General features: G+C 61.4%; 26 protein-coding genes. 14 read left to right on the plus strand and 12 right to left on the minus strand.

Features of this window, described 5'->3' with window-relative positions; all coding sequences use genetic code 11:
• Nucleotides 1–97: 97 nt before the first annotated feature.
• Both B3R00_RS01060 and B3R00_RS01065 read left to right on the plus strand, forming a co-directional pair.
• Nucleotides 98–652: an acyloxyacyl hydrolase gene (locus tag B3R00_RS01060; RefSeq protein ID WP_286996909.1), complete on the plus strand. Its 555-nt coding sequence runs from the start codon at nucleotides 98–100 to the stop codon at nucleotides 650–652.
• Nucleotides 653–729: 77 nt separating this feature from the next.
• Nucleotides 730–1,155: a hotdog fold thioesterase gene (locus B3R00_RS01065; protein WP_286996911.1), complete on the plus strand. Its 426-nt coding sequence runs from the start codon at nucleotides 730–732 to the stop codon at nucleotides 1,153–1,155.
• Nucleotides 1,156–1,359: 204 nt separating this feature from the next.
• Here the strand turns inward: B3R00_RS01065 and B3R00_RS01070 are convergent, their stop codons facing one another.
• Complete coding sequence (locus B3R00_RS01070) at nucleotides 1,360–1,929, minus strand: cob(I)yrinic acid a,c-diamide adenosyltransferase (RefSeq protein ID WP_286996912.1); 570 nt, start codon at nucleotides 1,927–1,929, stop codon at nucleotides 1,360–1,362.
• A gap of 162 nt (nucleotides 1,930–2,091) precedes the next feature.
• Here B3R00_RS01070 and B3R00_RS01075 point away from each other — a divergent pair, with 162 nt between their 5' ends.
• Nucleotides 2,092–2,421, plus strand: coding sequence for an EF-hand domain-containing protein (locus B3R00_RS01075; protein ID WP_286996914.1), 330 nt, complete (start codon nucleotides 2,092–2,094; stop codon nucleotides 2,419–2,421).
• Between the two features lie 246 nt (nucleotides 2,422–2,667).
• Nucleotides 2,668–4,080: an FAD-binding oxidoreductase gene (locus B3R00_RS01080; protein ID WP_286996915.1), complete on the plus strand. Its 1,413-nt coding sequence runs from the start codon at nucleotides 2,668–2,670 to the stop codon at nucleotides 4,078–4,080.
• Nucleotides 4,081–4,203: 123 nt separating this feature from the next.
• Here the strand turns inward: B3R00_RS01080 and B3R00_RS01085 are convergent, their stop codons facing one another.
• Nucleotides 4,204–4,986 carry a class II aldolase/adducin family protein gene (locus tag B3R00_RS01085; protein WP_286996916.1) on the minus strand — a complete coding sequence of 261 codons (783 nt, stop codon included), beginning with the start codon at nucleotides 4,984–4,986 and terminating at the stop codon, nucleotides 4,204–4,206.
• Between the two features lie 103 nt (nucleotides 4,987–5,089).
• On the minus strand, nucleotides 5,090–5,989 hold the full coding sequence (locus tag B3R00_RS01090) for a LysR family transcriptional regulator (RefSeq protein WP_286996917.1): 900 nt from the start codon (nucleotides 5,987–5,989) through the stop codon (nucleotides 5,090–5,092).
• Between the two features lie 119 nt (nucleotides 5,990–6,108).
• Here B3R00_RS01090 and B3R00_RS01095 point away from each other — a divergent pair, with 119 nt between their 5' ends.
• Nucleotides 6,109–7,317, plus strand: coding sequence for a CaiB/BaiF CoA transferase family protein (locus B3R00_RS01095; protein ID WP_286996919.1), 1,209 nt, complete (start codon nucleotides 6,109–6,111; stop codon nucleotides 7,315–7,317).
• A gap of 54 nt (nucleotides 7,318–7,371) precedes the next feature.
• Entirely contained in the window at nucleotides 7,372–8,391 is a 1,020-nt protein-coding gene (locus B3R00_RS01100; RefSeq protein WP_286996921.1) for a Bug family tripartite tricarboxylate transporter substrate binding protein, read from the plus strand.
• A 116-nt stretch (nucleotides 8,392–8,507) separates the two neighbouring features.
• Here B3R00_RS01100 and B3R00_RS01105 read toward each other — a convergent pair whose 3' ends face one another.
• Nucleotides 8,508–9,782, minus strand: coding sequence for an MFS transporter (locus B3R00_RS01105; protein WP_376747654.1), 1,275 nt, complete (start codon nucleotides 9,780–9,782; stop codon nucleotides 8,508–8,510).
• Between the two features lie 73 nt (nucleotides 9,783–9,855).
• Here B3R00_RS01105 and B3R00_RS01110 point away from each other — a divergent pair, with 73 nt between their 5' ends.
• On the plus strand, nucleotides 9,856–10,767 hold the full coding sequence (locus B3R00_RS01110) for an AraC family transcriptional regulator (protein ID WP_286996924.1): 912 nt from the start codon (nucleotides 9,856–9,858) through the stop codon (nucleotides 10,765–10,767).
• Here B3R00_RS01110 and B3R00_RS01115 read toward each other — a convergent pair.
• Entirely contained in the window at nucleotides 10,764–11,633 is an 870-nt protein-coding gene (locus B3R00_RS01115) for a class I SAM-dependent methyltransferase (RefSeq protein WP_286996925.1), read from the minus strand. The two genes, B3R00_RS01110 and B3R00_RS01115, sit on opposite strands and share 4 nt — an antisense overlap.
• A 190-nt stretch (nucleotides 11,634–11,823) precedes the next feature.
• Here B3R00_RS01115 and B3R00_RS01120 point away from each other — a divergent pair, with 190 nt between their 5' ends.
• Entirely contained in the window at nucleotides 11,824–12,426 is a 603-nt protein-coding gene (locus B3R00_RS01120; protein ID WP_286996926.1) for a tetratricopeptide repeat protein, read from the plus strand.
• A 62-nt stretch (nucleotides 12,427–12,488) separates the two neighbouring features.
• Nucleotides 12,489–13,316 carry a hypothetical protein gene (locus tag B3R00_RS01125; protein WP_286996927.1) on the plus strand — a complete coding sequence of 276 codons (828 nt, stop codon included), beginning with the start codon at nucleotides 12,489–12,491 and terminating at the stop codon, nucleotides 13,314–13,316.
• 68 nt (nucleotides 13,317–13,384) lie between these two features.
• Here B3R00_RS01125 and B3R00_RS01130 read toward each other — a convergent pair whose 3' ends face one another.
• The 5 genes from B3R00_RS01130 to mnmG form a co-directional block, all read right to left on the minus strand.
• Nucleotides 13,385–14,302, minus strand: coding sequence for a ParB/RepB/Spo0J family partition protein (locus B3R00_RS01130; protein ID WP_286996929.1), 918 nt, complete (start codon nucleotides 14,300–14,302; stop codon nucleotides 13,385–13,387).
• Nucleotides 14,292–14,861, minus strand: coding sequence for an RBBP9/YdeN family alpha/beta hydrolase (locus B3R00_RS01135; protein WP_286996931.1), 570 nt, complete (start codon nucleotides 14,859–14,861; stop codon nucleotides 14,292–14,294). Before B3R00_RS01135 ends, B3R00_RS01130 begins: the two co-directional genes overlap by 11 nt.
• A 64-nt stretch (nucleotides 14,862–14,925) precedes the next feature.
• The gene (locus B3R00_RS01140; protein ID WP_219163382.1) at nucleotides 14,926–15,696 is read right to left on the minus strand and encodes a ParA family protein; all 771 of its coding nucleotides are present in this window, start codon (nucleotides 15,694–15,696) and stop codon (nucleotides 14,926–14,928) included.
• Nucleotides 15,697–15,892: 196 nt separating this feature from the next.
• On the minus strand, nucleotides 15,893–16,561 hold the full coding sequence (gene rsmG / locus B3R00_RS01145) for a 16S rRNA (guanine(527)-N(7))-methyltransferase RsmG (protein ID WP_286996933.1): 669 nt from the start codon (nucleotides 16,559–16,561) through the stop codon (nucleotides 15,893–15,895).
• Nucleotides 16,558–18,522, minus strand: a complete 1,965-nt coding sequence (gene mnmG / locus B3R00_RS01150; RefSeq protein WP_286996934.1) for a tRNA uridine-5-carboxymethylaminomethyl(34) synthesis enzyme MnmG — start codon at nucleotides 18,520–18,522, stop codon at nucleotides 16,558–16,560. The genes rsmG and mnmG overlap by 4 nt, the downstream gene beginning before the upstream one ends.
• A gap of 272 nt (nucleotides 18,523–18,794) precedes the next feature.
• Between mnmG and gstA the strand changes: the two genes are divergently transcribed.
• Entirely contained in the window at nucleotides 18,795–19,406 is a 612-nt protein-coding gene (gene gstA, locus B3R00_RS01155) for a glutathione transferase GstA (protein WP_286996935.1), read from the plus strand.
• A 165-nt stretch (nucleotides 19,407–19,571) separates the two neighbouring features.
• On the opposite strand, the gene B3R00_RS01160 is transcribed toward gstA, so the two are convergent.
• A complete protein-coding gene (locus tag B3R00_RS01160) occupies nucleotides 19,572–21,236 on the minus strand; it encodes a methyl-accepting chemotaxis protein (protein ID WP_286996936.1) in 1,665 nt (554 codons plus the stop codon).
• Between the two features lie 284 nt (nucleotides 21,237–21,520).
• Here B3R00_RS01160 and B3R00_RS01165 point away from each other — a divergent pair, with 284 nt between their 5' ends.
• The 3 genes from B3R00_RS01165 to B3R00_RS01175 all read left to right on the plus strand — a co-directional run bounded on the left by B3R00_RS01165 (nucleotide 21,521) and on the right by B3R00_RS01175 (nucleotide 24,383).
• The gene (locus B3R00_RS01165) at nucleotides 21,521–21,718 is read left to right on the plus strand and encodes a heavy-metal-associated domain-containing protein (RefSeq protein ID WP_286996937.1); all 198 of its coding nucleotides are present in this window, start codon (nucleotides 21,521–21,523) and stop codon (nucleotides 21,716–21,718) included.
• 161 nt (nucleotides 21,719–21,879) lie between these two features.
• A complete protein-coding gene (locus B3R00_RS01170) occupies nucleotides 21,880–23,067 on the plus strand; it encodes an acetyl-CoA C-acyltransferase family protein (RefSeq protein ID WP_286996939.1) in 1,188 nt (395 codons plus the stop codon).
• Between the two features lie 278 nt (nucleotides 23,068–23,345).
• Nucleotides 23,346–24,383, plus strand: a complete 1,038-nt coding sequence (locus B3R00_RS01175) for a sensor domain-containing diguanylate cyclase (RefSeq protein WP_286996940.1) — start codon at nucleotides 23,346–23,348, stop codon at nucleotides 24,381–24,383.
• A gap of 251 nt (nucleotides 24,384–24,634) precedes the next feature.
• Here B3R00_RS01175 and B3R00_RS01180 read toward each other — a convergent pair whose 3' ends face one another.
• Nucleotides 24,635–25,645, minus strand: coding sequence for a recombination-associated protein RdgC (locus B3R00_RS01180; protein WP_286996941.1), 1,011 nt, complete (start codon nucleotides 25,643–25,645; stop codon nucleotides 24,635–24,637).
• A 274-nt stretch (nucleotides 25,646–25,919) separates the two neighbouring features.
• On the opposite strand from B3R00_RS01180, the gene B3R00_RS01185 reads away from it, so the two are divergent.
• A complete protein-coding gene (locus B3R00_RS01185) occupies nucleotides 25,920–26,504 on the plus strand; it encodes a Spy/CpxP family protein refolding chaperone (RefSeq protein ID WP_286996943.1) in 585 nt (194 codons plus the stop codon).
• Nucleotides 26,505–26,866: the final 362 nt, after the last annotated feature.

A 26,866-nucleotide genomic window follows, 5' to 3' on the forward strand; every position in this document is an offset into this window, starting at 1 on the left:
GACAACTCTGTTTTACAGGGGTGCGCACAATTTTTGCCATACAACACACAAGTCCACTGGGCACTGAGGGTGCTCCCTGTCGGTTTTCGGAGACTTTATGCAACCCAAGATATATGCCGGCTTGGCACTGGCCATCTGCATCACATCCCACACGGTGTACGCACAGGATCTGGACGCACGCCCCACGTGGTATCTGCAAATCGCCCAAGGCGAGGAAAGCAGCCATGCCGCCGTCCTCGGTACGACGCTGCCCTGGAAAAACGGGGCATGGTCTTTAGGCAGCGGCCAAGTACGCGGCCACTGGGACATCTGGCTTGGCGGCTGGTCCAACAAAGACCTCAACAACCACCGCTTCACCACCGCTGCGCTGGGGATCGGCCCCAGCCTGCGCTGGCGTGGGGCACAAGGTACATCGCCCTGGTTTGTGGAGGCTGGCACCAGCATCATGGCCACAGGCAAGCGGCTGTATAACGACGGCCAGCGCATGGGCACCCGCTTTAACTTCGCCAGCCATGTGGGGGTCGGTATGAACTTTGGGCACCAGCGTGCGCACGAGCTGTCGCTGCGGCTGCAGCATGCCTCCAACGCGGGCATCCAAAACCCCAACCCCGGCATCAATTTTGTACAGCTGCGCTACGCACACGCTTTCTAAAACGCTGTCACCAAGTACACACGCCGACCCCGCACAAGGCCACATCATGTGGCCTTATTGCTTTGGAGAACACCGACATGTCGATCTGGCTCAAACCCACGCAATTGGCCGACATCAACGCTCGCAACGCCCACACAGCGGTCGAGCATTTGGGCATTGAAATCACCGAGGTGGGCGATGACTACCTGGTAGGCCGCGTGCCGGTGGACCACCGCACCAAGCAGCCGTTTGGCTTGCTGCATGGCGGTGTCAGCGTGGTGCTGGCTGAAACCCTGGGCTCCATCGCCGCCTACCACGCGGCACCCGAAGGTCACTTGGCCGTGGGCCTGGATATCAACGCCAACCACCTGCGTTCCGCGCGCAGCGGCTGGGTTACCGGCACCGCCAAAGCCGTGCACATTGGCAAGACCACGCAAGTCTGGCAAATCGACATGGTGGGCGATGACGGCAAGCCCACCTGCGTCTCCCGCATCACCATGGCCATCCTGCCACCCAAGGCTTAAATACGTAGCGCGCGGCCTGCCGCGCTACCACCACGGGATGCACGCGGAGACAGCAATCGCCGGCCACCAAGGCCAGTTGACAAACCCGCCGCTTGCAGCTGCCCGCGCTCATCTGGCTTGGTTTTAAGGATTAAACGCCCTGAAAAACCAGCTTGCAAGCGCGCAGGCAGCTCCTTTTTTTACATATGTCGCAGAGTGTCTGCCTCAGTCAGTGCTTTGCATCTGCGCCAGGCGCTCGCTCTTCCAGTACACATCGTCGCCGCCATCCATGCGGTTGAGCACGCGGGCCAGCACAAACAGCAAATCCGACAAGCGATTCAAATACTGGCGCGGTGCGGGGCGCATCGCCTCCTGCTCTTGCAGCGCCACCACGCTGCGCTCGGCGCGGCGCGCCACGGTGCGGCAGACATGGGCCTGCGACGCAGCGCGGGTGCCCGCAGGCAGGATGAATTCCAGCAAGCGCGGCAGCTGGGCGTTGTAGTGCGCCAAGGCTTCATCCAGCTGCAGCAGCGCATCGTCTTTGAGCAACTCATAGCCGGGCATCGCAATCTCACCGCCCAGGTTGAACAGCTGGTGCTGCACCTGCACCAGCACCTCGCGCACCTCCGCAGGCAAGGGCTCGCACAGCAGCAGACCGATGTGGCTGTTCAGCTCGTCCACATCGCCCATGGCATGCGGGCGGCCGCTGTTTTTGGAAACACGGGTGTTGTCGCCCAGGCCCGTGGTGCCGTCGTCCCCGGTGCGCGTGGCAATTTGTGTAAGGCGATTGCCCATCAAAAACTCCTCATTGAATGCCCGCCAGCGGGCCGTAGCGGCCATTGTGCGTTACATGGTGCAGGCGAATGTTGGTGCAGGAAACAGCCCGCAAAAATCATGGACATAGTGGGCCGGGTTCGGTGCAATGGCCGCATGTTGAACTTGCCAAGGAGCACACAGATGCCAAGCAATAACCGCCACCTCCATGCTTTTGACCTGCGCAGCGTGGTGCTGTTTACCAGCCTGACCTTGGGCGGCACCACCGCAGTCTTCGCGCAAGCGGCACCGCCCTCCACCCCCGACGCCAGCGCGCAGCCCACCCTCACCGCCAAGGCACTGACGCCTTCGGAAGTGTTCATGCGCAGCGATGTGAACCGCGATGGACAGCTCTCCCGCGCGGAAGCCAAAAACCTGCCCAGTGTGTCGGAACAGTTTGAGCAGTGGGACCGCGATGGCAACGGCCAGATTTCGCTGGAAGAGTTCTTGCTCAACGCCCAGCGCCACGAATAAGCGCCGGACACTCCACTCCGCCCATCCAGGTTGGGCGCCCAAGACGGGGCGTGAAGCCGCAGGCAGCACGTATGAAAGGCATACATAGCAGGATCTTTTGGACGCCTCTGAGCGCGCCCACTCAACGCACCAAGGTCATACGCCTTGGCAGCCGCATCCCCGCTTGACGAATGCCGCAGCGCCCTTTTACGGGCGCTGCGCCGCAAATGCCGGTGGTATTCTTTTTGGGTGTTTTTGGAGTCCATGATGAACGCCCCCACCTCTTCCCTGCACTTGCAGCCCCGTGCTATTTCCCCCGCTTTTTTGCAGGCGCTGAAGTCCCGTTTTGGCCAGCAGTGCTCCACCGCCCAGGCCGTGTGCGAGCAGCACGGCCGTGACGAAGGCTCCATTCAGGCCCCGCCGCCCGTGGCCGTGGTCTATGCCGAAAGCACACAGGACGTGGCCGATGCCGTGCAGCTGGCCGACCAGTACACCGTGCCCGTGATCGCCTACGGCGCCGGCTCCTCGCTGGAAGGGCATTTGCTGGCCGTGCAAGGCGGCATCAGCATCGACGTCAGCCGCATGAACCGGGTGCTGCGCGTCAACGCCGAGGACATGACAGTCACCGTGCAGCCCGGCATCCTGCGCAAGCAGCTCAACGATGCCATCAAGGACCAGGGCCTGTTTTTCCCCATCGACCCCGGGGCTGATGCGTCGATCGGCGGCATGACCGCCACGCGCGCCAGCGGCACGAATGCCGTGCGCTACGGCACCATGCGCGAGAACGTACTGGCGCTAGAGGTGGTGACCGCCAGCGGCGAGGTCATCCGCACCGGCAACCGCGCCAAGAAAAGCGCGGCGGGCTACGACCTGACGCGCCTGATGGTGGGCAGCGAAGGGACGCTGGGCATCTTCACCGAGATCACGCTGCGCCTGTTCCCGCTGCCCGAGGCGGTGAGCGCCGCCGTGTGCTCCTTCCCCACGATGGCCGACGCCGTGCACACCGTGATCCAGACCATCCAGATGGGCGTGCCGATCGCGCGTGTGGAGCTGGTGGACGCCGCCACCGTGGCCATGGTCAACAAGCACAGCAACCTCACCCTGCGCGAGGAACCGATGCTGCTGATGGAGTTCCACGGCTCGCCCAACGGCGTGAAGGAGCAGGCCGAGCTGGTGCAGGACATTGCGTCCGAATTCAACGCCCAGGGCTTTGAATGGGCCGACACCCCCGAGGAGCGCACGCGCCTGTTCACCGCGCGCCACAACGCCTACTTTGCCGGCATCCAGAGCCGCCCCGGCTGCCGCTCCATCACCACCGACACCTGCGTGCCCATCAGCCGCCTGGCGGACTGTCTGCTGGAGTCCATCGACGAGGTGAATGCCAGCGGCCTGCCCTATTTCCTGGTCGGCCACGTGGGCGACGGCAACTTCCACTTCGGCTACCTGATCGACCCCGACAGCGCCGACGAGCGCGCCCGCGCCGAAGACCTGAACCACCGCCTGGTGCGCCGCGCCATCGCCATGGAAGGCACCTGCACCGGCGAGCACGGCATCGGCATCCACAAGCAGGACTTCCTGCGCGAGGAATGCGGCGACGGCGCGATTGCGATGATGCGCGCCATCAAGCAGGCGCTGGACCCCAAGAACATCCTGAACCCGGGCAAGATCTTCACGCTGTAAAAGCCGCTGGCCTCAGCGTTTCGCTCTCAAACCAAGAGCTTGTCGTGCGCTCGCAGAGCGCGTGACAAGCTCTTTTTGCTTGAACTCGCCATCCGGTGGGGTGGCGAATTTTTTTGCGTTTTTTCAGTGGCAGTAGCCCGGCGATTCACGGTCCAGCTTGCGCAGCAGCGATGGCCAGACAAACGCCCCGCCCATGCCTCCGGTCTGCACCCTGGAGGCGTGGGCCACACCCTGCACGATGGCGGGGTTCACCTGCGTCAGCTCGGTGCCGCCAGCCAGGGCATCGACCTGGATCTTGCACGCCGCTTCAAAGGTGTACATCGACAAAAACGCATCGGCAATGCTGCGCCCACAGGTCAGCAGGCCATGGTTGCGCAGCATCAGAAAATTGGCGCGCCCCATATCGGCCTGCAGCCGCGGCTTCTCATCGTCACGGAAGGCCACACCTTCGTAGTCGTGGTAGGCCAGCGAGGCCAGCACAAACGTGCTTTGCTGGCTGATAGGCAGCACGCCATGCTGCTGCGCACTCACCGCCACGCCCGCCCGTGTGTGGGTGTGCAGCACGCACTGCACGTCGTCGCGCGCGGCATGCACGGCGCTGTGGATCACAAAGCCGGCCGGGTTCACCGGGAACGGTGAATCCATCAGCTTGTTGCACTGCATGTCCACCTTCACCAGCGAGGATGCCGTGATCTCGTCGAACATCAGCCCGTAGGGGTTGATCAGAAAGTGGTGCTCCGGTCCCGGCAGGCGCGCGCTGATGTGGGTGAAGACCAGATCGCTCCAGCCATACAGCGCCACCAGCCGGTAGCAGGCGGCCAGATCGACGCGCAACTGCCACTCTTCGGGGCTGACCAGGTGCTGCACGCTGGGAATGTCCGGGGATGCGGGAAGGGCTTGGCTCATGGGATGTCTCCTGGTGGTCGTGCGCACCACTCTAGGCAGCGCCATGGGCGCTGTCTGTGCCGCAGCGGACACCTGCGGGCATGTCCCGATCCGCCAGCACCGCTCACACCGCCTCGGCCAGCGCACGTTCGTGCACAAACTCGGTCAGGGTCTGGATGGCCCGGGTCTGAAAGCGCGTGGGCATGTACAGCAGGTATTTGTGCGTGCGCAAAAAGTCGAGGCTGCCCGCAGGCAGGGGCAGCACCTGCAGCGCCCCTTGGGCCACCGATTCGCGCACCATGTAGTCGGGTACGATGCCCACACCCAGCCCTTGCAGCAAGGCTTCGCGCAAAAAGTAAAAGTTGGGCGACACCAGTCGCATGCGCAGCGCTGCATCGCCCTGACCCAAGGTCTGCAGCCCAGCCATGCGCAAGGTGCGCTCGGTCAGGGCCGAGGTAATCAGCGGCAGGTGCAGCAACTCTTGCAGGGTTTGCGGCTGGCCCCACTCGGCCAGGCAGGCCGGGGTGGCGCAGGCCACGTAGGCCACGGGCCCCAGATGGCGTGCCACCAGGTGCTCCGGCGGGTCGTTCATCACGCGCACCGCGCAGTCCACGCGGCCATCCATCAGGTCTTCGATGGCGTTGTCAAAAATCACCTCCAGCGCAATGCCGGGGTAGCTGCGCATGAAGTCCGTCAGCCAGCCCGCCATGGCGAGCTGGCCATAGCCGCTGGGCACGCTCAGGCGCACCCGGCCTTGCAGCGCCTGGCCAAGCGCGGCCACCGATTCATCGGCGGCGGCCAGCTCATGGCGAATGCTGCGGCCATGCTCATACAGACGGCGCCCCAGTTCGGTGGGCTCAATCTGGCGCGTGGTGCGGCGCAGCAGCTGCTGGCCCAAATCACGCTCAAACTGCGCCAGCCGGTGGCTCACATTCGCACGGCTCATGCCCAGGCGGGCCGCAGCGCGGCTCAGATTGCCCGCGTCAATGATCTCCACCAGCAGGCCCAAAGCATTCACATCCATTGTCAACTTTCAATCAACATATATTTCAATTATCAGCACAATTGTCAAAATAATTAAACATATCCAGAATCCATGCCTTACCCCAGTCGCCTGCCCCGCAGGTGATGAGAACCACAGGCATGACATCTTCTTCCTCTCTCCAACCCCTGGCCGGCATTCGCGTGCTGGATCTTTCCCGCGTGCTGGCGGGCCCGATGTGCGCCATGGCACTGGCTGACTTTGGCGCCGATGTGATCAAGGTCGAGCACCCGGCACGCGGCGACGACACCCGCGACTGGGGCGTGCGCGTGGGCACGCGCAACACCTCCTACTTCAACAGCGCCAACCGCAACAAGCGCTCGATCACGCTGGATTTGCAGTCCGAAGCGGGCCTGCAGGTGGCGCGCGCGCTGGCCGCACAGTGCGACGTGGTGGTGCAGAACTTCAAAGTGGGCGGCGCCGAGAAGCTGGGCCTGGGCTACGAACAGCTCACAGCCCTGAACCCGCGCCTGGTCTACTGCTCCATCTCGGGCTACAGCCGCAGCGGCAGCGAGGCCCAGCGCCCCGGCTACGACCTGGTGGTGCAAGGCGAAAGCGGCATCATGGCCATGAACGGCGAGGCGGGCCAGGGCCCGCTCAAGTTTGGCGTGGCCGCCGTGGACATGTTCACCGGCATGTATGCCGCCCAGGCCATTTTGGCTGCGCTGCTGGAGCGCGGGCGCACCGGCACGGGCCGCCACGTGCAGATGGCGCTGTACGACTGCGGGCTGATGATTACCAGCTACTACGGCATGGAAGCGCTGCTGCAGGCGGGCGACCCACCCAAGTTCGGCAACGCCCACCCCTCCATCGTGCCCTATGGCGTGTTTGAAGCGGCCGATGGCCCGCTGGTGATCACCGTGGGCAACAACGGCCAGTTTGTGCGCTTTTGCACCGAGGTGATCGACCAGCCCGATTGGGCCACGGACGAGCGCTTTGCCACGAACGTGGCCCGCTCCGCGCACCGCGCCACGCTGATGCCGATGATTGAAGCCGCGCTGCAGCGCTTTACCCGCGCCGAGTTGCTGCACAAGCTGCGCACCGCGCACATCCCCTGCGGTGAAGTGTGTGGCCTGCTGGAGGCGCTGCAGTCCGAGCGCACGCACGAAGCCGGCCTGCTGCACCACTTTGACGACAGCGAGGCAGGCCCCCAAGCGGTGCTGGCCCCGCCCTACGCCATGGACGGCCAGCGCCTGCCTGTGCGCCGCCCGCCGCCCCATCTGGGGCAGCACACCCACGAGGTGCTGCACGAGCTGCTGGGCATGGCGCCCGAGGCCGTGGCGGCACTGCGTCAGCAGCAGGTCATCTGACCTGACCTTTCCCCCTCACAACAACAACATTTTTTGCACCACGGAGACAAAACCATGCAACGCAACCCCGCTCGCACCACCACCCCATCCGCCCTCAGCCGCCGCAGCGCCTTGCTGGCATGTGGCGCCGCCCTGGCCAGCGGCCTGCTGGCACCGGCCCAGGCTGCCGGCCAGTGGCCCGAAAAAATGATCAAGATGGTGGTGGCCTTCCCGCCCGGCGGCCCCACCGACACCGCCGCCCGCCTGGTGGCGCAAAGCCTGTCCGAGCGTTTGGGCCAGAACGTGATCATTGAAAACCGTGCCGGGGCCTCGGGCTCGGTGGGCACGTCCATCTTCATCAAGTCGCCCGCCGACGGCTACAACCTGTCCATGTTTGGCATGCCTGCGCTGCTGGCGCCGGTGCTCTACAAGAACAACCTGTACGACGTGCGCAAGGACTTTCTGCCGATCGCCACGGTGTATGACCTGCCCATGGCCATCATCATCAACCCGCGCGTCTTGCCGGACGTGAAGGACCTGCCCAGCCTGATTGCCCACGCCAAGAAGGCCGAGCCCCCGCTGAACTTCACCAGCTCGGGCACCGGCAGCTTTGGCCATCTGTCGATGGAGCAACTCAAAGATCTGGGCGGCTTTGACATGCAGCACGTGGCCTACCGCGGCAGCGCCCCGGCCGTGACCGATTTGATCGGTGGCCAGATCCCCGTGATGTTCGCCGACGTGGTGGCCGCCCTGCCCCACATCCAGGCAGGCAAGCTGCGTGCGATTGCCGTCAGTTCCGAGCAGGCCAAGCTGCTGCTGCCCGGCGTGAAGTCGGTGGCCGAGCAGGGCTTCCCCGGTTTTGATGCCGACACCTGGGGCGGCCTGATCGCGCCGCTGGGCACCCCACAAGCCGTGGTGGACCGCCTGAACCAGGAGCTGAAAGTGGCCTTGGCCGACCCCGCGCTGCAAAAGAAAATGCTGGCAGCTGGGGCCATTGTTCGCTACCAGGACGGCGCCACCATGAAAGCACGGCTGGCCCATGACTATGCCCGCTGGAGCAAGATTGCCAGCGACAAAGGCATCAGCGCGCAATAACGCAGCGGCCGCAGGCGCCACGGATTGCAGTGGCATATCCGCACCGTCACAGCAATAAAAAAGGGAGCACCTTGCGTGCTCCCTTTTTGGCTTTCAAAGCCAAATATATTGAAAACTTAAGCAGGACGTGCGGCAGCCGCTCCTGTTTTATTTTTATGGTGCAGTTGCACCCCCACCGCGCTGGCAGCCAGCACGCTCACCGCCAACGCGATGCCCGCGCCAAAAAAGACTTGGCTGTGCATCTGGTGGTCCATCATCCAGCCAAACATGGGCGCTGCCACGGCAAAGCCGCTGTCCAGCCCCGAATACACCGTGCCGTAGACGCGCCCGGTAGCACCGGCTGGGGTGGCGCGCTTGATCAGCATGTCGCGTGAAGGGCCGGCCAGCCCGTGGCCAAAACCTGCGGCCGAAGCCACCACCAGCGCCGCCATGCCGGGCAGCCAGCCCGTAGCCACCAGCGCCAGGCACCCCGCCGCCAGCAGCAAGAAGGTGGCAATGATTTTCTCCAGCCGCTGCACGCGCTGCGCCAAAAAGCCACCGCCCACCATGCCCACGGCGCCACACAACATAAAGCCGGTGACGACCAGGGCCGTCTGCGTCAGCGGCAAGCCATACATCAGGTGCAGGGCCGTGCTGGCGTAGTTCTGGATGGCGCTCAAGCCCACGGTGCTGAAGAAAAAGAAGGCAAAGCACATCCACACGGCAGGCAGCTTCAGATAGGCGAACGGGCTGGCATCGGCCCCACTGGCTGCCGCCTGGGTTTTGGGCGCCGTAGCGCTGTCAAAGGCCTTGTCATCCAGCCAGCGGCGGTTGCACCACATGGTGACTAGCACCAGCGCCGCAAACAGTGCGCCACACGCACACGCCATGCGCCAGGAGCCCGTGGCGGTGGTGATGCCCAGCATGAACACGGGCGCGGTGGCCCAGCCGATATTGCCGGAGATGCCATGCACCGAAAACGCATGGCCGATGTTTTTGGCCGTCACGCGTTTGTTCAAAATGGTGAAATCCACAGGGTGAAACGGCGCATTGCCCAACCCGGCAAAGAATGAAGCTGCCAGCAGCATGGCGTAGTTCTGCGCCACGGCAGCCACCAGCCCCGCCACCACAAAGCTGCTGAGTGCGGCAAACATCACACGCTGCGCGCCCACCTTGTCCACCAGAAAGCCCGAGAGCATTTGCCCGGTGCCCGAGACAATGAAAAACAGCGACACCATGACGCCCAGCTGCGAGTAGCTGGTGTCAAAGTCTGCAATCAGCCACGGAAACAGTGGCGGCAACAGCAGGTGGAAAAAGTGCGAAGAACCATGGGCCAAACCCACCAGGCCAATGGTGCGCGCATCACGGCGCTCGGGAGCGGGAACATTCACAGAAGCAGTCATGGATGGCATCTTAGGCAGCAAGCCTGCGGCAGGTATGCGATAGTCTGCCAAAAGCTATCGCAAATCTGCCAACCCATGCACCATGTCCACTTCTGCCACCTTGCCGGTTGCGGCCCCCGGGGTCAATCCACACCGAAACGCCCGCACCCTGGCGCATATTCCGATACTTGATCCGCAGCTGTACCAGCCTCATCCGGGGCGCCCTGTGCGCTCCAAAATGCGCGAGCTGGACAAAGACACGCTGATCATGCCCCACACCCATCCGTGGGCGCAGCTGGCCATCTCCACGGGCGGGGTGATCAAGCTCTCGCTGGCCAACGCCACCTACATCGTGCCGCCGCACCGCGCCGTTTGGGTACCTCCAGGCGTGCAACATGCGGTGACCATGGTGGAAACCGCCTGCCTGTACACGCTGTACTTTCTGCCACAAGCGCATGGCGGCGGCGCGCAGGCCCGCTGGATGGACGATGCGGAATGGCAGGAGTGCCGCGTGATGGAAGCCTCCCCGCTGCTGCGGGCGCTGGTGGTGGAAATGGATATTGGCAGCGACCATGCCGGGCCACTGTCACCCGCCCAGCAAACGCGTGAAAGCCATCTGAGCGCACTGGTGTGCGATGAAATCCGCCGTGCTGCCGTGATTCATCTGGGCGTGCGCCTGCCGCAGGACAAGCGCCTCAAACACCTGTGCGAGGCGGTACTGGAAGATCCGACGCGCCACGACACACTCGAAGCCTGGGCCTTGGACACCGGGGCCAGTCTGCGCACCGTGGCACGCTTGTTTCGTACCGAACTGGGCTGCACCTTCACCCAGTGGCGCCAGCAGGTCGTACTGGCCAAAGCCGTCGCACTGGCGGCACGCCAGTTGCCAATTGCGCACATTGCGGCAGAGCTGGGCTACACCCCCAGCGCCTTCAGCGCCTTGGTGCGACGCACCGTGGGCATGACGGCTGCCACCTTCCTGGGCCAGCAGCACGCCCCACCGCCGATGGTTTAGGGCCCACGACGCCGTCCACCCGGACGGCCTTTGCGCGGGTACAGGCTCTGGCCGTTGACCACAACGCCTTGCGGGCGCAAAGGCAGCATGCCCGCGATTTCGTCGCTCTCCACACTGTCATGGTCCACCTCCGCCAAAGGCGTTTGGTAGGCATAGACCTCACGCCCGTCGTCCAGCTCTGCCACGTAGGTGGGGGTGACGTCTGGAATCGGAAAATTCAAACTCACCAGCCAGCAGCCTGGGCGCATTTCCCCCAGGGATTTCACGGCCGCGCGGCTCATGGTTTCTGGCCGCTGAAACAGATACACCAACTCAAACTGCGACCAGTCGCTCTGCCATAAATCACCTTGGCGCACAGTAGCCCAGTGGCAGCGCAGCGCGCACACGCCGCGCAGAGGCCAGCTCCATTCCACCCCATGAACAGCAGCGCTGGGCCACGCACGGCGCAGCGCCTTCAGCCCATCGCCCACGCCACAGCCCGCATCCAGTACCTTGCTGCCTTCGGGCAGCGCAATGTGGCCAGCGAGGCCATCCAGTGCACCTGCAGGCGTGGGAAAGACCGGGGCATCCCGCCACGCGTTCAGGGGATAGACCAGCAGCAAAACACCCAGTGGCAACAGCCACAGCCAAGCGGGCAGATTCCCTGCAGCCAACACCATCCACGACAGCGGGAACCCCAGCGCCAGCATGCTGCGCCGCCACCATGTCTGCCCCCAAAGACTACTGAGCAGCCCCACGCCAGAAACCACCAGCGCAGCAGCCCACTGCGCAAGACCTGCTTGCTGCAGCAGCGAAAAACACGCCCATGCCAAGACCCACACCAGCAGCGCAGGCAAGGGCCAGATCCAATTGTTCAAAAAACGCATGGGGCGATGTTGCACCAAAGCACCTGCGCGCGCACCTTCATGCCCAAAGCCTGTATCTGCGCCCCATGGCTATGACTTTCGACAACAAATCGTCAAATGTCGTCAAAACGTATCAAAACGAAACGATGTGTGCACTAACGAAAGAAAACCACAAGAATGTCGCCATTAAAAAAATAGCGGAGGAGACTTCATGCTTTCCAAAAAATTTGTCTGGCTCTCCCTGTGCACCGCCTTCTTATCGGCGTGTGCGTCACAGTCCCCATCCTCCCAACTGTCGCGGCCTGAAACCGTCCGCGTGTGCACGGGCAACAGCTGCGTAGACCAGCACCGCGACACCATCACGCGACAGCAAGCACCATCGGATCCTGAGGCCGAGCGCCGTTTGGCTGCACTGGAGCAGCTGGGCGAAAAAGATCCCAAGGCAGCCTATGACTTGGGGCTGCGCCTGCTGCGCGGGGATGGTGTGGCACGCGATAGCTACCAGGCCATTGAGTGGATGCGCAAGGCTGGTGACCAAGGCTTGGTGGATGCGCAGTTTGCTTTGGGACGCATCTATTTGATGGGCTTTGAAGAAATGGGCGCAGACCCTGCTGAAGCAGAGGCGTGGCTCACCCGTGCCGCAGCACACGGCCATAAAGAAGCGCAGCGTCTGCTCCCCCAAGCACAAGCGGCTAAACAGAACGAGCACACCAATTACCAAATCCGCGAAGCAGATCGCAAGTCCTGGGGGTACTGGTACAGCACAGCACCGTATTACTGGCACTGGAGAGGCTCCCGCTGGTACCTGCCTTGATCGCCTGCAACACCCGTTGCACCCTTCACTATCTCTATTTTCTAAGAAAGAGAACGATTGCCATGTCCAAAAAAACTTTGTCTCTGCTCAGCGCCGCATCGGTTTTGCTGCTGTCCGCCTGTGTCACCCCCGGTGGTGGTGGCTTGCTGAGCACCGGCAACGCTGGCACAGCTGCCACGGGAGCCGCAGGCGGCTCCAGCAGCGTCAATGCCAATGAGTCTCTGGAGCGCTGTGATGCCCCACTGGGCACGCTGGCCGTGGACGATGGCCGTGGCAAGGATTGGTATGCCAGCTTTGGCGCCGCCACCCAAGTGACCACCATTGAGCCGCTGATTCGCCTGGCAGTGCAGCAATCCAACTGCTTTGTGATTACGTCCATCGGCAACAACCGCACCGAAAGCAAACTCAGCGCCATCACGGACAAACAGCGCAACTCGGGCGAGTTCCGCGCCGGATCGCGCCAGCAAAAAGGCCAGCGCGTAGCAGCAGACTACTATTTGGAGCCCGCCATCATCATCAACAACGAATCCGTAGGCGGCTTGGCGGCAGGTCTCGGAGGTTTATTTGGCGGCGTTGCCGGTCAGCTGGCAGGCAATCTGCAAAGCAAGCAGTCGGTCGTGACCATGACCATGTACGACATCCGCTCTGGCGTGCAACTGTCCATCTCGGAAGGCAATGCCACCGCCACCAACTATGGCGCGGCGCTGGGTGCCTTTGGCGGTGGTGCGGCCGGCGGCCTGAGCGGTTTCTCGCGCACGCCCGAAGGCAAAGCCTCGGTCGCGGCATTTATGGATGCGTACAACAAGATGGTGGTTTCGCTGCGCAACTACAAGGCCCAGGAAGTCAAGGGCGGCCTGGGCAAGGGCGGTCAGCTCAAAGTGGGCAAGTAAACCTGATTCCTTATCAAAAAAGGCCTTCATGCGAAGGCCTTTTTTGATGAGGACGAGAAACGCCGCACTTAACCGCGCAGCTTTTCAATCAAGCCGTTGAGCTCTTCCAGCGAGCCAAACTGGATTGCCAGTTCCCCCATGTCCTGCAGCTTGCCGTGGCGTTTGACGCGTTTTTTCACGCGTACTTCCACCTGCGCCATCAGCAAGTCCGACAACTCTTCTTCCACACGCTGCACGTCGCGCGATTTGGCCACTTTCTTGGCTTTGACGGCTGTCGTGCCATCGCCCGCTTCCGCCATCTTTTTGACCAGCCCTTCGGCCTCGCGCACCGACAGTTTTTTGGCCGCGATCTGGTTGGCGGCGGTGATTTGCTCGGCCTTGTCCAGTGCCAGCAACGCACGGGCATGGCCCATGTCCACATCGCCGGCCATGAGCATGGTTTGCACCGGCTCAGCCAAGTTCAGCAAGCGCAGCAAGTTGGACGCTGCCGAGCGCGAACGTCCCACCGATTGCGCCGCTTGCTCGTGTGTGTAGTTGAACTCCCTGACCAGGCGCGCCAAGCCCTGGGCCTCTTCCAGCGGATTGAGGTCTTCACGCTGAATGTTCTCAATCAGCGCCATGGCGGCGGCGGCTTCATCGGGCACATCGCGCACCAGCACGGGCACGGTGTCCAGCCCTGCCAGCTTGGAAGCACGGTAGCGGCGTTCCCCCGCAATGATTTCGTACTTGCCTGCGTATTCGCCCTGGGTCAGTTTGCGCACCAGAATCGGCTGCATGATGCCCTGGACCTTGATGCTCTCGGCCAGTTCATACAGCGCGCCTTCGTCCATGCGCGTGCGCGGCTGGTACTGGCCTGCCACCATCTCGGTCACCGGCAAGGTGCTGGGCACATCCGATGCGGCAGCCGCTGCAGGTGCCTCTTGCACTTTGGGGCCTAACAAGGCCTCCAGGCCACGACCCAGGCCCTTGGGTTTCTTAGTCACCATGGCGTTCATCTTTCATCAGTTGTTGCAGCAAGGCATGGCCTGCATCCCAGTCACCCAGCCCGCTGTCGGTATTGATATGGCCAGCAGCCCCCGCATCGACCAGGCGTGCCCCCCATGCATGGGCCATCTGCTGCGCACGCGACCAGCTGCAATACGGGTCGTTATGGCTGCCCACCAGCACACTCGCAAACGGCAAACGCTGCAGCAGCACCGGCGACCAACCCGGCAGCACATTGCGCAAATCCGCCTGCTCCACATCACCGGGCGCCACCAGCAGCGCCGCCTTCACCCGGGTCTTTGCCAACGGCGAATGCACTGCCCACCAAGCCGTCAGAATGCAGCCCAGACTGTGCGCCACCAGCACCACTTCGCGCTCGCTCTCCAGCACCGCTTCTTGCAGCTGGATCGACCAGTCGCCCCGCAGCGGACGTTGCCAGTCGTGCTGCTGCACACGGGTGTAGCCATAGCGCTGCTCCCAGCGGCTTTGCCAGTGGTCTGCGTCGGAGTTCTGCCAGCCTGGCAGCAGCAGTACCTGTGGGGAAGGGTTGGAATCAGTCACAAGTGATTTCTATAGCTGCCAGCGCTTGCTGCACCTACGTTAGAGGGTTGTTTTATTTATAAATTCACATGGTTTTGATGCGCTGGACCATCTCTTTGGCAAAGTCCACAAACGCCTTGCTGCCCTTGGCGGAGGCATCAAACACCACACCGGGCAAGCCGTAGCTGGGGGCTTCCGCCAAACGCACATTGCGCGGGATCACCGAGTCAAACACCTTGTCGCCAAAGTGCGACTTGAGCTGGTCACTCACCTGCTGTTGCAGCGTCGTACGGGGGTCGAACATCACACGCAGCAGGCCAATGATCTTGAGCTCTTTGTTCATATTGGCGTGCACCTGCTTGATGGTATTGACCAGATCGGTCAGCCCTTCCAGCGCAAAGTATTCGCACTGCATGGGCACGATCACGCCATGGGCCGCGCACAGGCCATTGAGCGTCAACATGGACAGGCTGGGGGGGCAATCGATCAGCACAAAATCAAAGTCTGCATCGGCGGCCTGCAAGGCAGCTTTCAGGCGCTCATTGCGGCGCTCCAGTGCGACCAACTCAATCTCCGCACCACTGAGTTCACGGTTAGCGCCTAGCACGTGGTAGCCGCACTTTTCGGCCAGCACCGCCGCTTCCTGGATCGAGGCAGATTCCAGCAACACGTCATACACCGTCAACTCCAGCGCGCGCTTGTCAATGCCGGAGCCCATGGTGGCATTGCCCTGCGGGTCCAGATCCACCAGCAACACCCTTTGGCCCACCTTGGCCAAACCTGCCGCCAAGTTCACTGCTGTTGTTGTTTTACCGACGCCACCTTTTTGGTTGGCAATACAGAAAATTTTGGCCATGAGAAAAAACTGGTGAAAGCGCTGGAGACGCGAAAGAAAAACACCCTGAGCGCAGCAACTGCTTGCCGCACAAAGGAAAAAGGCCAAGCACCGTGGCTTTGGCCTTTCAATGCAGCACAAAGTGCCTGCGGTTGCTTACCCACCATTGCATTGAAACTACTGCCCGAGTTTATGCGAGGAGAGCGCAGCGCGCATGTCAATGTGTGTCGACGGCAGGTTGTGCCCACACAATGCAGCGCTCGGCATCCAACCCAGGCACCTGCAACTGTTCCACGTGAAACACATGCACATCTTTGCCCAAAGCATCGATTTCTTCCTGAGGGTGCTTGCCCTTCATGGCAAACCAGATACCGTGGTCGGCAATCGCCGCGCGCGACCAGGTGGTGAAGTCAAGCAACGAAGCAAAAGCCCGGCAGCTGACAATCTCATACGGCCCCTTCAAGGTTTCCACGCGGGCGTGAATCCCTTTGAGGTTGGGCAGCTTCAAAGCCACGGCAGCCTGCTGCAAAAATGCGGCCTTTTTGCCTACCGTGTCTACGCAGTGGACATCTACCTGCGGGCAGCACACGGCAAACACCACCCCCGGCAAACCACCGCCCGAGCCCACATCCAGCTGTGCCGTACGCTCACCCGGCGCTTTACCCAACGATGCCACATAGCGTTGCAAGGCAGGCACAGCGGCCAAGCTGTCCAGCATGTGCAGCGACATCATTTCCTGCGGATCGCGCACCGAGGTCAAGTTGTAGACCTTGTTCCACTTTTGCAGCAGATCAAGGAAGCCCATGAGCTTGTCGAACTGCTCTGCCGACAGTGTCAAGCCGAGCTTGGCCGCACCCTGCTCCAGCTGCTCACGCAAAGCGCTCATTCCGCAGTCTCCTTGGCCGTGTGAGTCAGCCCTTTAAAGCCGCCTTTTTTCAGGTGAATCATCAGCAGCGAAATGGCAGCAGGTGTCACCCCAGAAATACGCGAGGCCTGTCCCAAGGTTTCAGGGCGGTGCTTTTGCAGCTTCTGGCGCACTTCGATGGACAACGCCGAAACCTGCATGTAATCCATGTCGACTGGCAGCTTCAAGGTTTCGTAGTGCGCGGCGCGCTCTACTTCGTCTTTTTGGCGGTCGATGTAGCCCGAATACTTGGCAGCAATTTCCACCTGCTCCACCACATCTGCATGCAGCTCACCCAATGTTTCACGTGAAACGATGTCAGAGCTGTACTTGCCTTCGTTCATTTTTACCAGCGCGTCGTACTGGACACCGGGGCGGCGCAACAGGTCAAACAGGTTGTACTCGTGCTCAATGTTTTTACCCAGCACACGCTCTGCCTCTGCTGCGGGCAAGCTGCGTGGATTCACCCAGGTCGCCTTCAAACGCTCTGTTTCACGTGAAACAGCATCGCGCTTGCGGTTGAACATGTCCCATTGCTCGTCGCCCACCACACCCAGCCTGCGGCCGATTTCTGTCAGGCGCATATCGGCATTGTCCTCGCGCAGCTGCAGGCGGAACTCCGCACGGCTGGTGAACATGCGGTAAGGCTCAGTCACGCCTTGGGTGGTCAGGTCATCCACCAACACACCCAGATAAGCTTCGTCGCGGCGCGGTGTCCAGGCTTCCATGTCGCGCGCTTGCAAACCGGCGTTGATACCGGCAAACATGCCCTGCGCGGCAGCTTCTTCGTAGCCGGTGGTGCCATTGATTTGGCCCGCAAAGAACAGACCCTGGATCTGGCGGGTTTCAAAGCTGGACTTCAGCGCGCGTGGGTCAAAGTAGTCGTACTCAATGGCGTAGCCGGGACGCAGAATGTGCGCGTTCTCCAGCCCCCTCATGGAGCGCACCAGCGCGTACTGAATGTCAAACGGCAGCGAGGTCGAGATCCCGTTGGGATAGAACTCGTGGGTGGTCAGACCTTCGGGTTCCAGAAAAATCTGGTGACTGTCTTTGTCGGCAAAGCGGTTGATCTTGTCTTCCACGCTGGGGCAATAGCGCGGGCCCACACCTTCAATCTTGCCGGTGAACATGGGGCTGCGGTCAAAGCCGCTGCGAATGATGGCGTGCGTGCGCTCATTGGTGTGCGTGATCCAGCACGGCATTTGGCGCGGGTGCATGGCCGCATTGCCGCGGTAGCTGAACACCGGAATCTGGCCTTCATTGGGCGTGCCGGGCATGCCATCACCGGGCTGCTCCGACAGTTGGCTGAAGTCGATAGAGCGGCCATCGATGCGCGGCGGTGTGCCGGTTTTCAAACGGCCTTGCGGCAGCTTTAACTCTTTCAGGCGCGCAGACAAACTCACGGCAGGCGCATCGCCCGCGCGGCCACCGGCATGGTTGTTCAGGCCTACGTGGATCTTGCCGTCCAGGAACGTGCCCGCCGTCAGCACTACGGTTTTGGATTTGAACTGGATACCGACTTGCGTGACAGCACCCACCACGCGGTCACCCTCGACCATCAAGTCATCCACCGCCTGCTGGAACAGCCACAGGTTGGGCTGGTTCTCCAGCATCTCGCGAATAGCGGCCTTGTACAAAATGCGGTCCGCCTGTGCGCGCGTAGCACGCACCGCAGGGCCTTTGGAGCTGTTCAAGATGCGGAACTGGATGCCGCCTATGTCGGTCGCCAGCGCCATGGCACCGCCCATGGCATCCACTTCCTTGACCAGATGGCCCTTGCCAATACCGCCGATGGACGGGTTGCACGACATCTGGCCCAGCGTTTCAATATTGTGGGTCAACAGCAAAGTTTTGCAGCCCATACGGGCTGCGGCCAGCGCCGCTTCGGTGCCAGCGTGACCGCCGCCGACGACGATCACATCAAATTCTTGGGGGTACAGCATGGTTCTTACTCCGTCGCAGGCGGCGTATGCCCTCCGCCCTGACCACCGCCACTCCTGCGCGCGGTGGGTGTGTGTGGCCCGCACAGCTTCCTTGTTGGAGCGCACAGGCAAACCCTGAATTTTCCCACCCTTTACCCAACTTGTCTTGCCGGGCGCAGCCACCGCGTCTGAGGTACGGACTCTTGCCCGCCGTGGCTACGCACCGGGGCACACTACGCTCTGGCGTGGCGCCCCCGACAGCCACGCACTCCCCCAAGAAAGGTTGCACTGATATGAAGCTTTATTTCAGCCCCGGCGCTTGCTCGCTGTCGCCCCACATCGTGGCCGAAGAGACAGGCTTGGCCTGCGAATACATCTTGGCCAGCACCAAGAGCCACAAGCTGCAAGACGGCACGGATTTCTACAGTATCAATCCCCTGGGCTATGTGCCTTTTCTGGTGCTGGACGATGGCCAAACCCTGCGTGAAGGCCCGGTGATCGTGCAGTACCTGGCCGATCAGGTGCCCGAGAAACAACTGATTCCCGCCCCCGGCACCATGGAGCGCTATCGCGTGCTGGAATGGTTGAATTTCATTGGCACGGAGCTGCACAAGACGTTTGGCCCGCTGTTTGTGCCCAGCACGCCCGAAGCGTTCAAGGCCACCTCGCTGGGCAATCTGCGCCGCCGCTTTGAGTGGCTCGAGCCGCAGCTGGCAGGCAAAGACTATCTGATGGGCAGCCAGTTCACCGTGGCCGATGCATACCTGTTCACCGTCAGCAACTGGGGCAAATTTGTGGGCTTGGATATGTCCGATCTGCCCCATTTGCAAGCGTATCTGGCCCGCGTTGCCAGCCGCCCTGCCGTGCAAGCTGCACTGCGCGCAGAAGGCTTGCTCAAAGACTAAGCAGCGCCCAGGCTGCGAAGTCGCCACAAAAAATGGCTTCCTGATGGAAGCCCTTTTTGATCTCTCAACGCTTACAAAAGATGAGCGGCTTGCGCCTGTATTTTCTTGCTTTCCAATACTTAGCGCATTAAAAGCCTCTAAATACAAGCGCTACACGCTCCTTTTTTATTCACCCAACAAAGCGGGAGCCGTTGAGGAGCGCAACGCTGCCGTGCCACCCGTGCGGCCCCAGGCAGGTGCGGCTTGTGCATAGGTCTGGCTGCCGTGCTGCTCCAGCTTGAACTGCTGCACCACCTCGGCCAAACGCGCCGCTTGGTCTTTCAGCGACTCGGCGGCGGCGGCCGATTGCTCCACCAGCGCCGCGTTTTGCTGTGTCATGCGGTCAATATCTCCCACCGCCTGGTTCACCTGCGAGATACCTCCGGACTGCTCGTTCGCAGCGGCCGAAATCTCGCCAATGATGTCGCCCACGCGCTGGATGCTGCCCACCACCTCCTGCATGGTTTTGCCTGCAGTTTCCACATGTTTCACGCCGCCATCGACGGCTGTCACGCTGCTTTGAATGAGACGCTTGATATCGCTGGCCGCCTCGGCGCTGCGACGTGCCAGCAGGCGCACCTCACCAGCCACAACAGCAAAACCACGGCCCTGCTCACCTGCGCGCGCGGCTTCCACCGCCGCATTCAGCGCCAGGATATTGGTCTGGAAAGCAATCGAATCAATCAAGCCGATGATGTCGCCAATCTTGCGGCTGGACGCGGAAATCTCATGCATGCTTTGCACCGCCTGCTCCACGACCGAGCCCCCTTGCGTTGCGGTTTGCGATGCCGAGGCCGACAGTTGGTTGGCCATTTGCGCCGACGACGCCGTTTGCTGCACCGTACCGGTCAGCTGCAGCAGCGAAGCTACGGTCTGCTGCAAATTGCTGGCAGTCTGCTCGGTGCGGGCCGACAAATCGCTATTGCCCGTAGCAATCTCTTGGCTGGCCAGCGCGATATTGCCACTGGCATCGCGCACACGCCCCACCATGCCATTGAGATTGCTTTGCATGGTCTTCAAGGCGTTTTGCAGGTCGGAGACTTCGTCCTTGCCCACCACATTCAACTGCTCGGTCAGATCCCCCTTGGCAATCGAATCCGCCAAGCGCTTGGCATCTTGCAAAGGCCGGCAAATGGACACCATGTTCAACAGCGTCAGTGGCGCCACCACCAACGTCGTGATCACCAGCGCCAAGATAAACAGCCATTGCGTTTCAGTCGCTACCTCGCTGCCCCGCGCTTCTGCGGCCTGGGCTTGCTCTTGCAACAGCTGCATGAGCGATTGCAACTGCTTTTCGGCCCCGTCAAACTCCGCGCTGGCACGACGACTCACACGCTGCGCCACCGTGGCACTGTCATAGCCATTGGCCAGCAATTGGCGTGCGACAGGGGTAAAAAACTGCTCGTACTGCTCCAGATGTTGCAACAGCTTTTGCAAGGCCTGGACATCTTGCTCAGGGGCCCCCGCAACAAATGCCTCGCCCGCAGCACGCACCTGCTTCAAGCCAGCCTGCCAGTTGGCATGGGTTTTCTCCAACTGAGCCGGTTGCTCATACTGAATGATCATGTCCTTTTCCAGGCCACGCACCTGCGCCAGGCTGTTTTGCAGCTGCGCCATTTGCTGCAACTGCTGAAAAGGGCCCTTCAAAAAACTTTGATTCAAATCGTAGACACGGAACATGCCAAACATGCCTGCGCCCCCCAATATGCCCAGCAGCACCAACACCACGGCAATGGCGCCCAACATGCGCACCTTGATCGTGAACATTCGCATCAATCCAAACAGATCCATGATCTGGATTCCTCTCTATCGCTCCGCAGAGCAGGGAAGCTTTGGCACCAAGCCAAGGCCGTGTGCAGGCATCAAAAATGCCCTCATGCACAGCTGGTAACAATCTTGGAAGTTTGCCAGACATCATTGCGAGCAATATCTAAAGAAAACCCCTTCTTAGGGCCTTTTACATACGCCCCCAAACTATTTACCGGCGAGGCAGGATTTGCTCTTGCCGTTCCACGTGAAACATCTTCAGGGGCAAGCTACAGTTCCACTATCTATGACAGATTGAAGGAGTTGGTATGGAACACGTATTTCAAGTGAGCGGTATGACCTGTGGCCACTGCGAGCGGGCCGTGCAAAACGCCATTGCTGAAGTGGACGCACAGGCCCAAACCAGCATCGACCGTGCCAGCGGCAAGGTGGTGGTGCAAAGCAGCGCCCCGCGCGAAGCCTTGGTGCAGGCCATCCAGGAAGAAGGCTACAGCGTCGCTGCCTGATTGCACAAAGCCGCAGGCCGCTGCCAACGTGCGGTGCGGCCTGCGGCGCGTTGTGAAAACACTGCAGGCAGCGGAGCACTGTCGCCCGCAGACTTGGCAGCCGATTGCTGCAACCGCACAATCGTTGGCAGCTTTGCAGCAACAACGATTGGAGACAACGCATGAGCACCCGTGAGATTTTTGTCGTCAGCGCCGCCCGTACCGCCATTGGCACTTTCGGAGGCAGCCTCAAAGACGTTCCCAACACCCAACTCGCCACCACCGCCGTCAAGGCCGCCATTGAACGCGCAGGCATTGCCCCCGATGCCGTCGGCCATGTGGTCATGGGCAATGTGATTCCCACCGACACCAAAGACGCCTACCTCTCGCGCGTGGCCGCCATCGATGCAGGCTGCCCGATCGAAACCCCGGCCTTCAACGTCAACCGACTGTGCGGCTCTGGCCTGCAAGCGATTGTTTCGGCAGCCCAGGCCATCGCCCTGGGGGACTGCGATGTAGCGATTGGTGGCGGTTCTGAATCCATGAGCCGTGGCCCCTACTTTGACCAAGCTGCGCGCTGGGGCGCACGCATGGGCGACGCCAAGAGCATTGACTACATGCTGGGCATCTTGCACGACCCTTGGCAAAAAATGCACATGGGCATCACTGCGGAAAACGTGGCAGAGCGCTACCGCATCAGCCGCCAGATGCAAGACGAGCTGGCCGTACTCAGCCAACAGCGCGCTGCGGCTGCGATCGCAGCAGGCTACTTCAAAGACCAAATCGTGCCTGTCGAAATTGCCACGCGCAAAGGCACCACCGTGTTTGACACGGACGAGCACGTGCGCGCAGCCACCACGCTGGAAACCTTGGCCAGCATGAAGCCCGCCTTCAAAAAAGAAGGCGGCAGCGTCACCGCGGGCAATGCCTCGGGCATCAACGACGGCGCCGCCGCTGTGACCTTGGTCGCAGGCGACCGCGTGCAAGCCTTGGGCGTGAAGCCGCTGGCACGGTTGGTGGGCTACGCCCACGCCGGCGTAGACCCTGCCTACATGGGGATTGGCCCCGTGCCAGCCACCCAGAAGGTACTGGCGCGTACGGGATTGAAGATTCAGGACATGGACGTCATTGAGGCCAACGAAGCCTTTGCGGCCCAAGCCTTCGCCGTCATCCAGGAGCTGGGCTTGGACCCTGCCAAGGTCAACCCCAACGGCTCTGGCATCTCGCTGGGCCACCCCGTAGGCGCCACGGGTGCCATCATCACCACCAAAGCCATTTACGAGTTGCAGCGCACCGGTGGGCGCTATGCGCTGGTGACCATGTGCATTGGCGGAGGCCAAGGTATTGCGGCCATTTTTGAACGCGTCTAAGCACTGGCACGATGGTGCTGGCATGTGAGCGCCATGTGCCGTAAGCCCGCCTGCAGCCCTAGGGCTGCAGGCTTTTTTCATGGTGGGCGCTTGCGGCCAAATCTGATTGCCATCCCCGTTTGAGGGTGTTACCTCCTCCATTTCTGGGGCGGTAATCAGAACGCCGACAATGATTTGCATGCCAAGTTGCGCCTGGCAGCGCACGTCTTTTTCCTATGCTGTGCAGCCTTTGCGCCCACCTGCACCACGAATTGCCTTCACAAGGCGAGTTCTCTCTTATGGATCACTTGCTCAAACACCTGTCCGAATCACTCAACCAGGCCCGCAGCCAAGAAGAACTGGTGCGGCCGCTGCTGGAAATGCTGGGCCAGGTCACGCAATTGGAGTCCACCTACCTCACCACCATCGACTTTGCCCAGGACCTGCAGCACGTGCTGTATGCACGCAATACGCAGCAGATGCAGATTCCCGAAGGGCTGAGCGTGCCGTGGAATGACACGCTGTGCAAGCGTGCCCTGGCTGACGGCCGTACCTGCACTAGCAATGTGCAGGAATGCTGGGGCGACTCCCAGGCAGCCCGGGCGCTGGGTATTCGCACCTATGTCAGTGCCGCTGTGCGCATGTCCGATGGCAGCATTTACGGCACGCTGTGTGCGGCCAGCGCACGTGCAGCCACACTGCCCGACAGCACCGAGATCGTGCTGCAGCTGTTTGCCAAACTGATTGCTCAGCATGTCGAGCGCGAACAGCTGATGCAGGCACTGCAGCAGCGCAATGAGCAGCTCACGCGACTGGCGCTGACCGATGCCCTCACCCAGCTTCCCAACCGCGCAGCGGTGCGCGACGCACTGCACCGCTTGCTGGCAAGGGCCCAGCGCAGCGGCGACAGTGTGCTGGTGGCCTTCATTGATCTGGACGGTTTCAAGTGTGTGAATGACAAACATGGCCATGCGGCAGGAGACCGTTTGCTGTGTGCGGTCGCGCAAGGCCTGCAAGCGGTGCTGCGCGCCGGTGATGTGGTGGGCCGCATCGGGGGCGATGAATTTGTCATGGTGACCCCCTGCGCGGCGCCTGCACCCGGCCTATCCACCATGCACGAGGACCTGAAAGTGCGGCTGCGCGCGGCTTCCGAATGCACGGTGCATCTGCAAAATGGCAGCTGCCTGCACTATCCTGGCGCCAGCATCGGTATTGCGCAAGTGCCCGGGCATCTGACGGTGGACGAAGCGCTGCAGCAAGCAGACCAAGCCATGTATGCCGACAAAAAACAGCGGCGCGCACTGGGCATGGCCCCACAACGTGGACTGCGCGAGTAAAGCAGGCTGTGGCGTGTTGGGCATGGTCTGGCACTGCACCCTAAGACTTCAAACGCAACCAGCAAGCCAGCCTGCGCAAACTGGGCTGAGCTGATGCTGTCGTCGCTCATACCGGCTACAGCGGCTGAGAGCCCCTGCACCACGAGCGCTACTCCGTGGTGCTTTCGCCGCGTCGTACGCACGTACTGCCTGCGGCGTCACGCCATTTCTGCGCTGCGCACCAGCGATGGGCTGCGCCCTGTGGCTGGCACTTAGAACGGTGCCTCGTCGGGGTTGCTGTCTTGCGGGGCACTCGCTGGCCCTGTAACCACCCCCTTGCCGGCCACACGCACGGCCAAGGTCTCTGCGCCCGGCTGCGTTGCAGGCTGGCCCAGCGCTGTGCGCCCTTCACCGCCCAGCGCTTCAATCAGGTCGGGGATGAGTTTGGACAGCTCGCCCGTGGCAATCGCCACATCGGTGTCAAAGCCGCCTTCATCGCCGGCCTGGTCCAGCACCGTGTCCGTGAAGGCAATCTTTTTGATCTGCAGGCTGTCGGCCAGCACAAAACTCACGCGGTCATCCCAGGTCATGGCCAGCTTGGTTGGCAGCTTGCCGTGCTCCACGTGCTGCTTGACCTCGTCAATGTCCAGCGGATGGCGCGCATAACGCACCACGGCCTTGGATTCGTCGGCGGCTTTGAGTTCACACTCACGGTCAATGCTGAAGCCTGCGGGTGCTTCTTGCGTCAGCAACCAATGTGCCATGGCAGCCTGGGCGCTGGTTTGTGTGTCCAGCAGCGCCACACCAAAGCCCTTAAGGCCCTCCACCAGCAGCGACACCACCTCGTCGGCCTTGCCCTGGGCGCCCGTGTCCAGCACCAGCAGCTTGGCTTGCGGGTCGATCCATACCCACATGCTCGATTGCTTGGTAAAGGCCATGGGCAGCAAGTCCAGCTTGGCCTCGTCCTTGAGGTCGCGCTTTTCTTTTTTACCCGGCTTGCGGCCAAACTCCTTTTCAATCGCATCGGCTTTTTCCTGCACTTTGCGATTGAGCACGCTGGCAGGGAGCATTTTGGACTCCGACATAAAACGCAAGATCCACTGGCCACCCACGCTTTCGGCCAGCAGGCCGTGCGCCTCTCCACGCGGGGGCACCCAGCCCGCCGACTTCTCTTGCGTAGCACCACAGGGCACGAAAGGCGTTTTTTGCAGCGCCTCTTCCACTTGCTCCAGCGAGCCCGCCCATTGCGCCGCCATGCGGTACACGATCATGTTCTTAAACACGCAGCCACCTTCTTCCTGATCTATCGAATGCGATGCTGGCAGTGCTAAGGCACCGCCAGAATTTTTAAAATTATGAGCTGCTAGCGCTTGCTATATAAGCGCTGGAGGCCAAAAACATGTACCAAACTCTGGCCCCGGCAACACACAGCTTTGTAGTACTTTACACAGCAGCAGCAAAGCGAAACGGGCGCCTTACATACACCCTGCACACTGGCTGGCATGGACACAGCACTGCGCTGTACTCCACCCTACCACTGCTTGAAAGGAGCTTGTTATGGCCAACTTCCAACGTACTTTGACTGCCGCTGTCGCTGCCGCCGCTTTGACTGGCGTTTTCACTGCCTCCGCTTGGGCCCAGGCAGAACCCCAACTGCCAGCCACAGCAGTGACGGCACCTACGGGACACCCAGGCCATGCAGGCCACCCTGCCCACCGGGGTCAACCGGCTGACTTTGCCCAATTCCATGCAGAACGCAACGAGCGCCTGAAAACCATTTTGCAGCTGCAACCCCAACAAGAAGCGGCGTGGGAGCAGTATGTCAAAGCCACCACGCCTGCACCACGGGCTGAGCGCCAAGCTCCTCGCGCAGACTTGCGCACGCTGACCACCCCCGAACGTTTGGACCTGGCGCAAAAAATGCGCGCAGAGCGCACGGCAAAAGCCGAGCAGCGTGACAAAGCCACACGCACTTTCTACCGCAGCCTCAATCCCAGCCAGCAAAAGGCGTTTGATGCATTGAACCTGCATGCGGTGGGCAAGCACCATGCCGGCCACGGCCAGCGCATGGGGCACCCAGGCCATCGCCATGGGCCACGCCCCCCCGCAGCACCAGCGGCACCACAGGCACCCGCAGCCTGATCGGCAGCCATCTCCCAGCACCAGCAGGCTTCGGCCTGCTTTTTTTATGCCTGTAGCGCTGTCGATTTTGGGCGCCTTGGTCGCCCAGCACTGAAAAAGGCTTTTCGTTGTGCACAGCTGCGCAGGGCTTTTACCGCGCTGTGTATCCACGGCTTGCTTCAGCGCTTGGGGCTTGCCGGGCAGCGCATGCAAAGGCCTGACCCAACGAGGCACCTTAGCGGTAGTCCTCAGCTTCAAGTGGGCACAAACTCACTTCAGTTACATCAAAAAATAACAATAAAAACAAATACTTAAATCACAAAAACAAACAACCGTGTAACTCAGGGTTTACCCTGTAACCAAATTACATGGAGCATTTTCCC

Source organism: Comamonas sp. UBA7840 (genome assembly GCF_002501455.1).
Lineage (GTDB): Bacteria > Pseudomonadota > Gammaproteobacteria > Burkholderiales > Burkholderiaceae_C > Comamonas > Comamonas jiangduensis.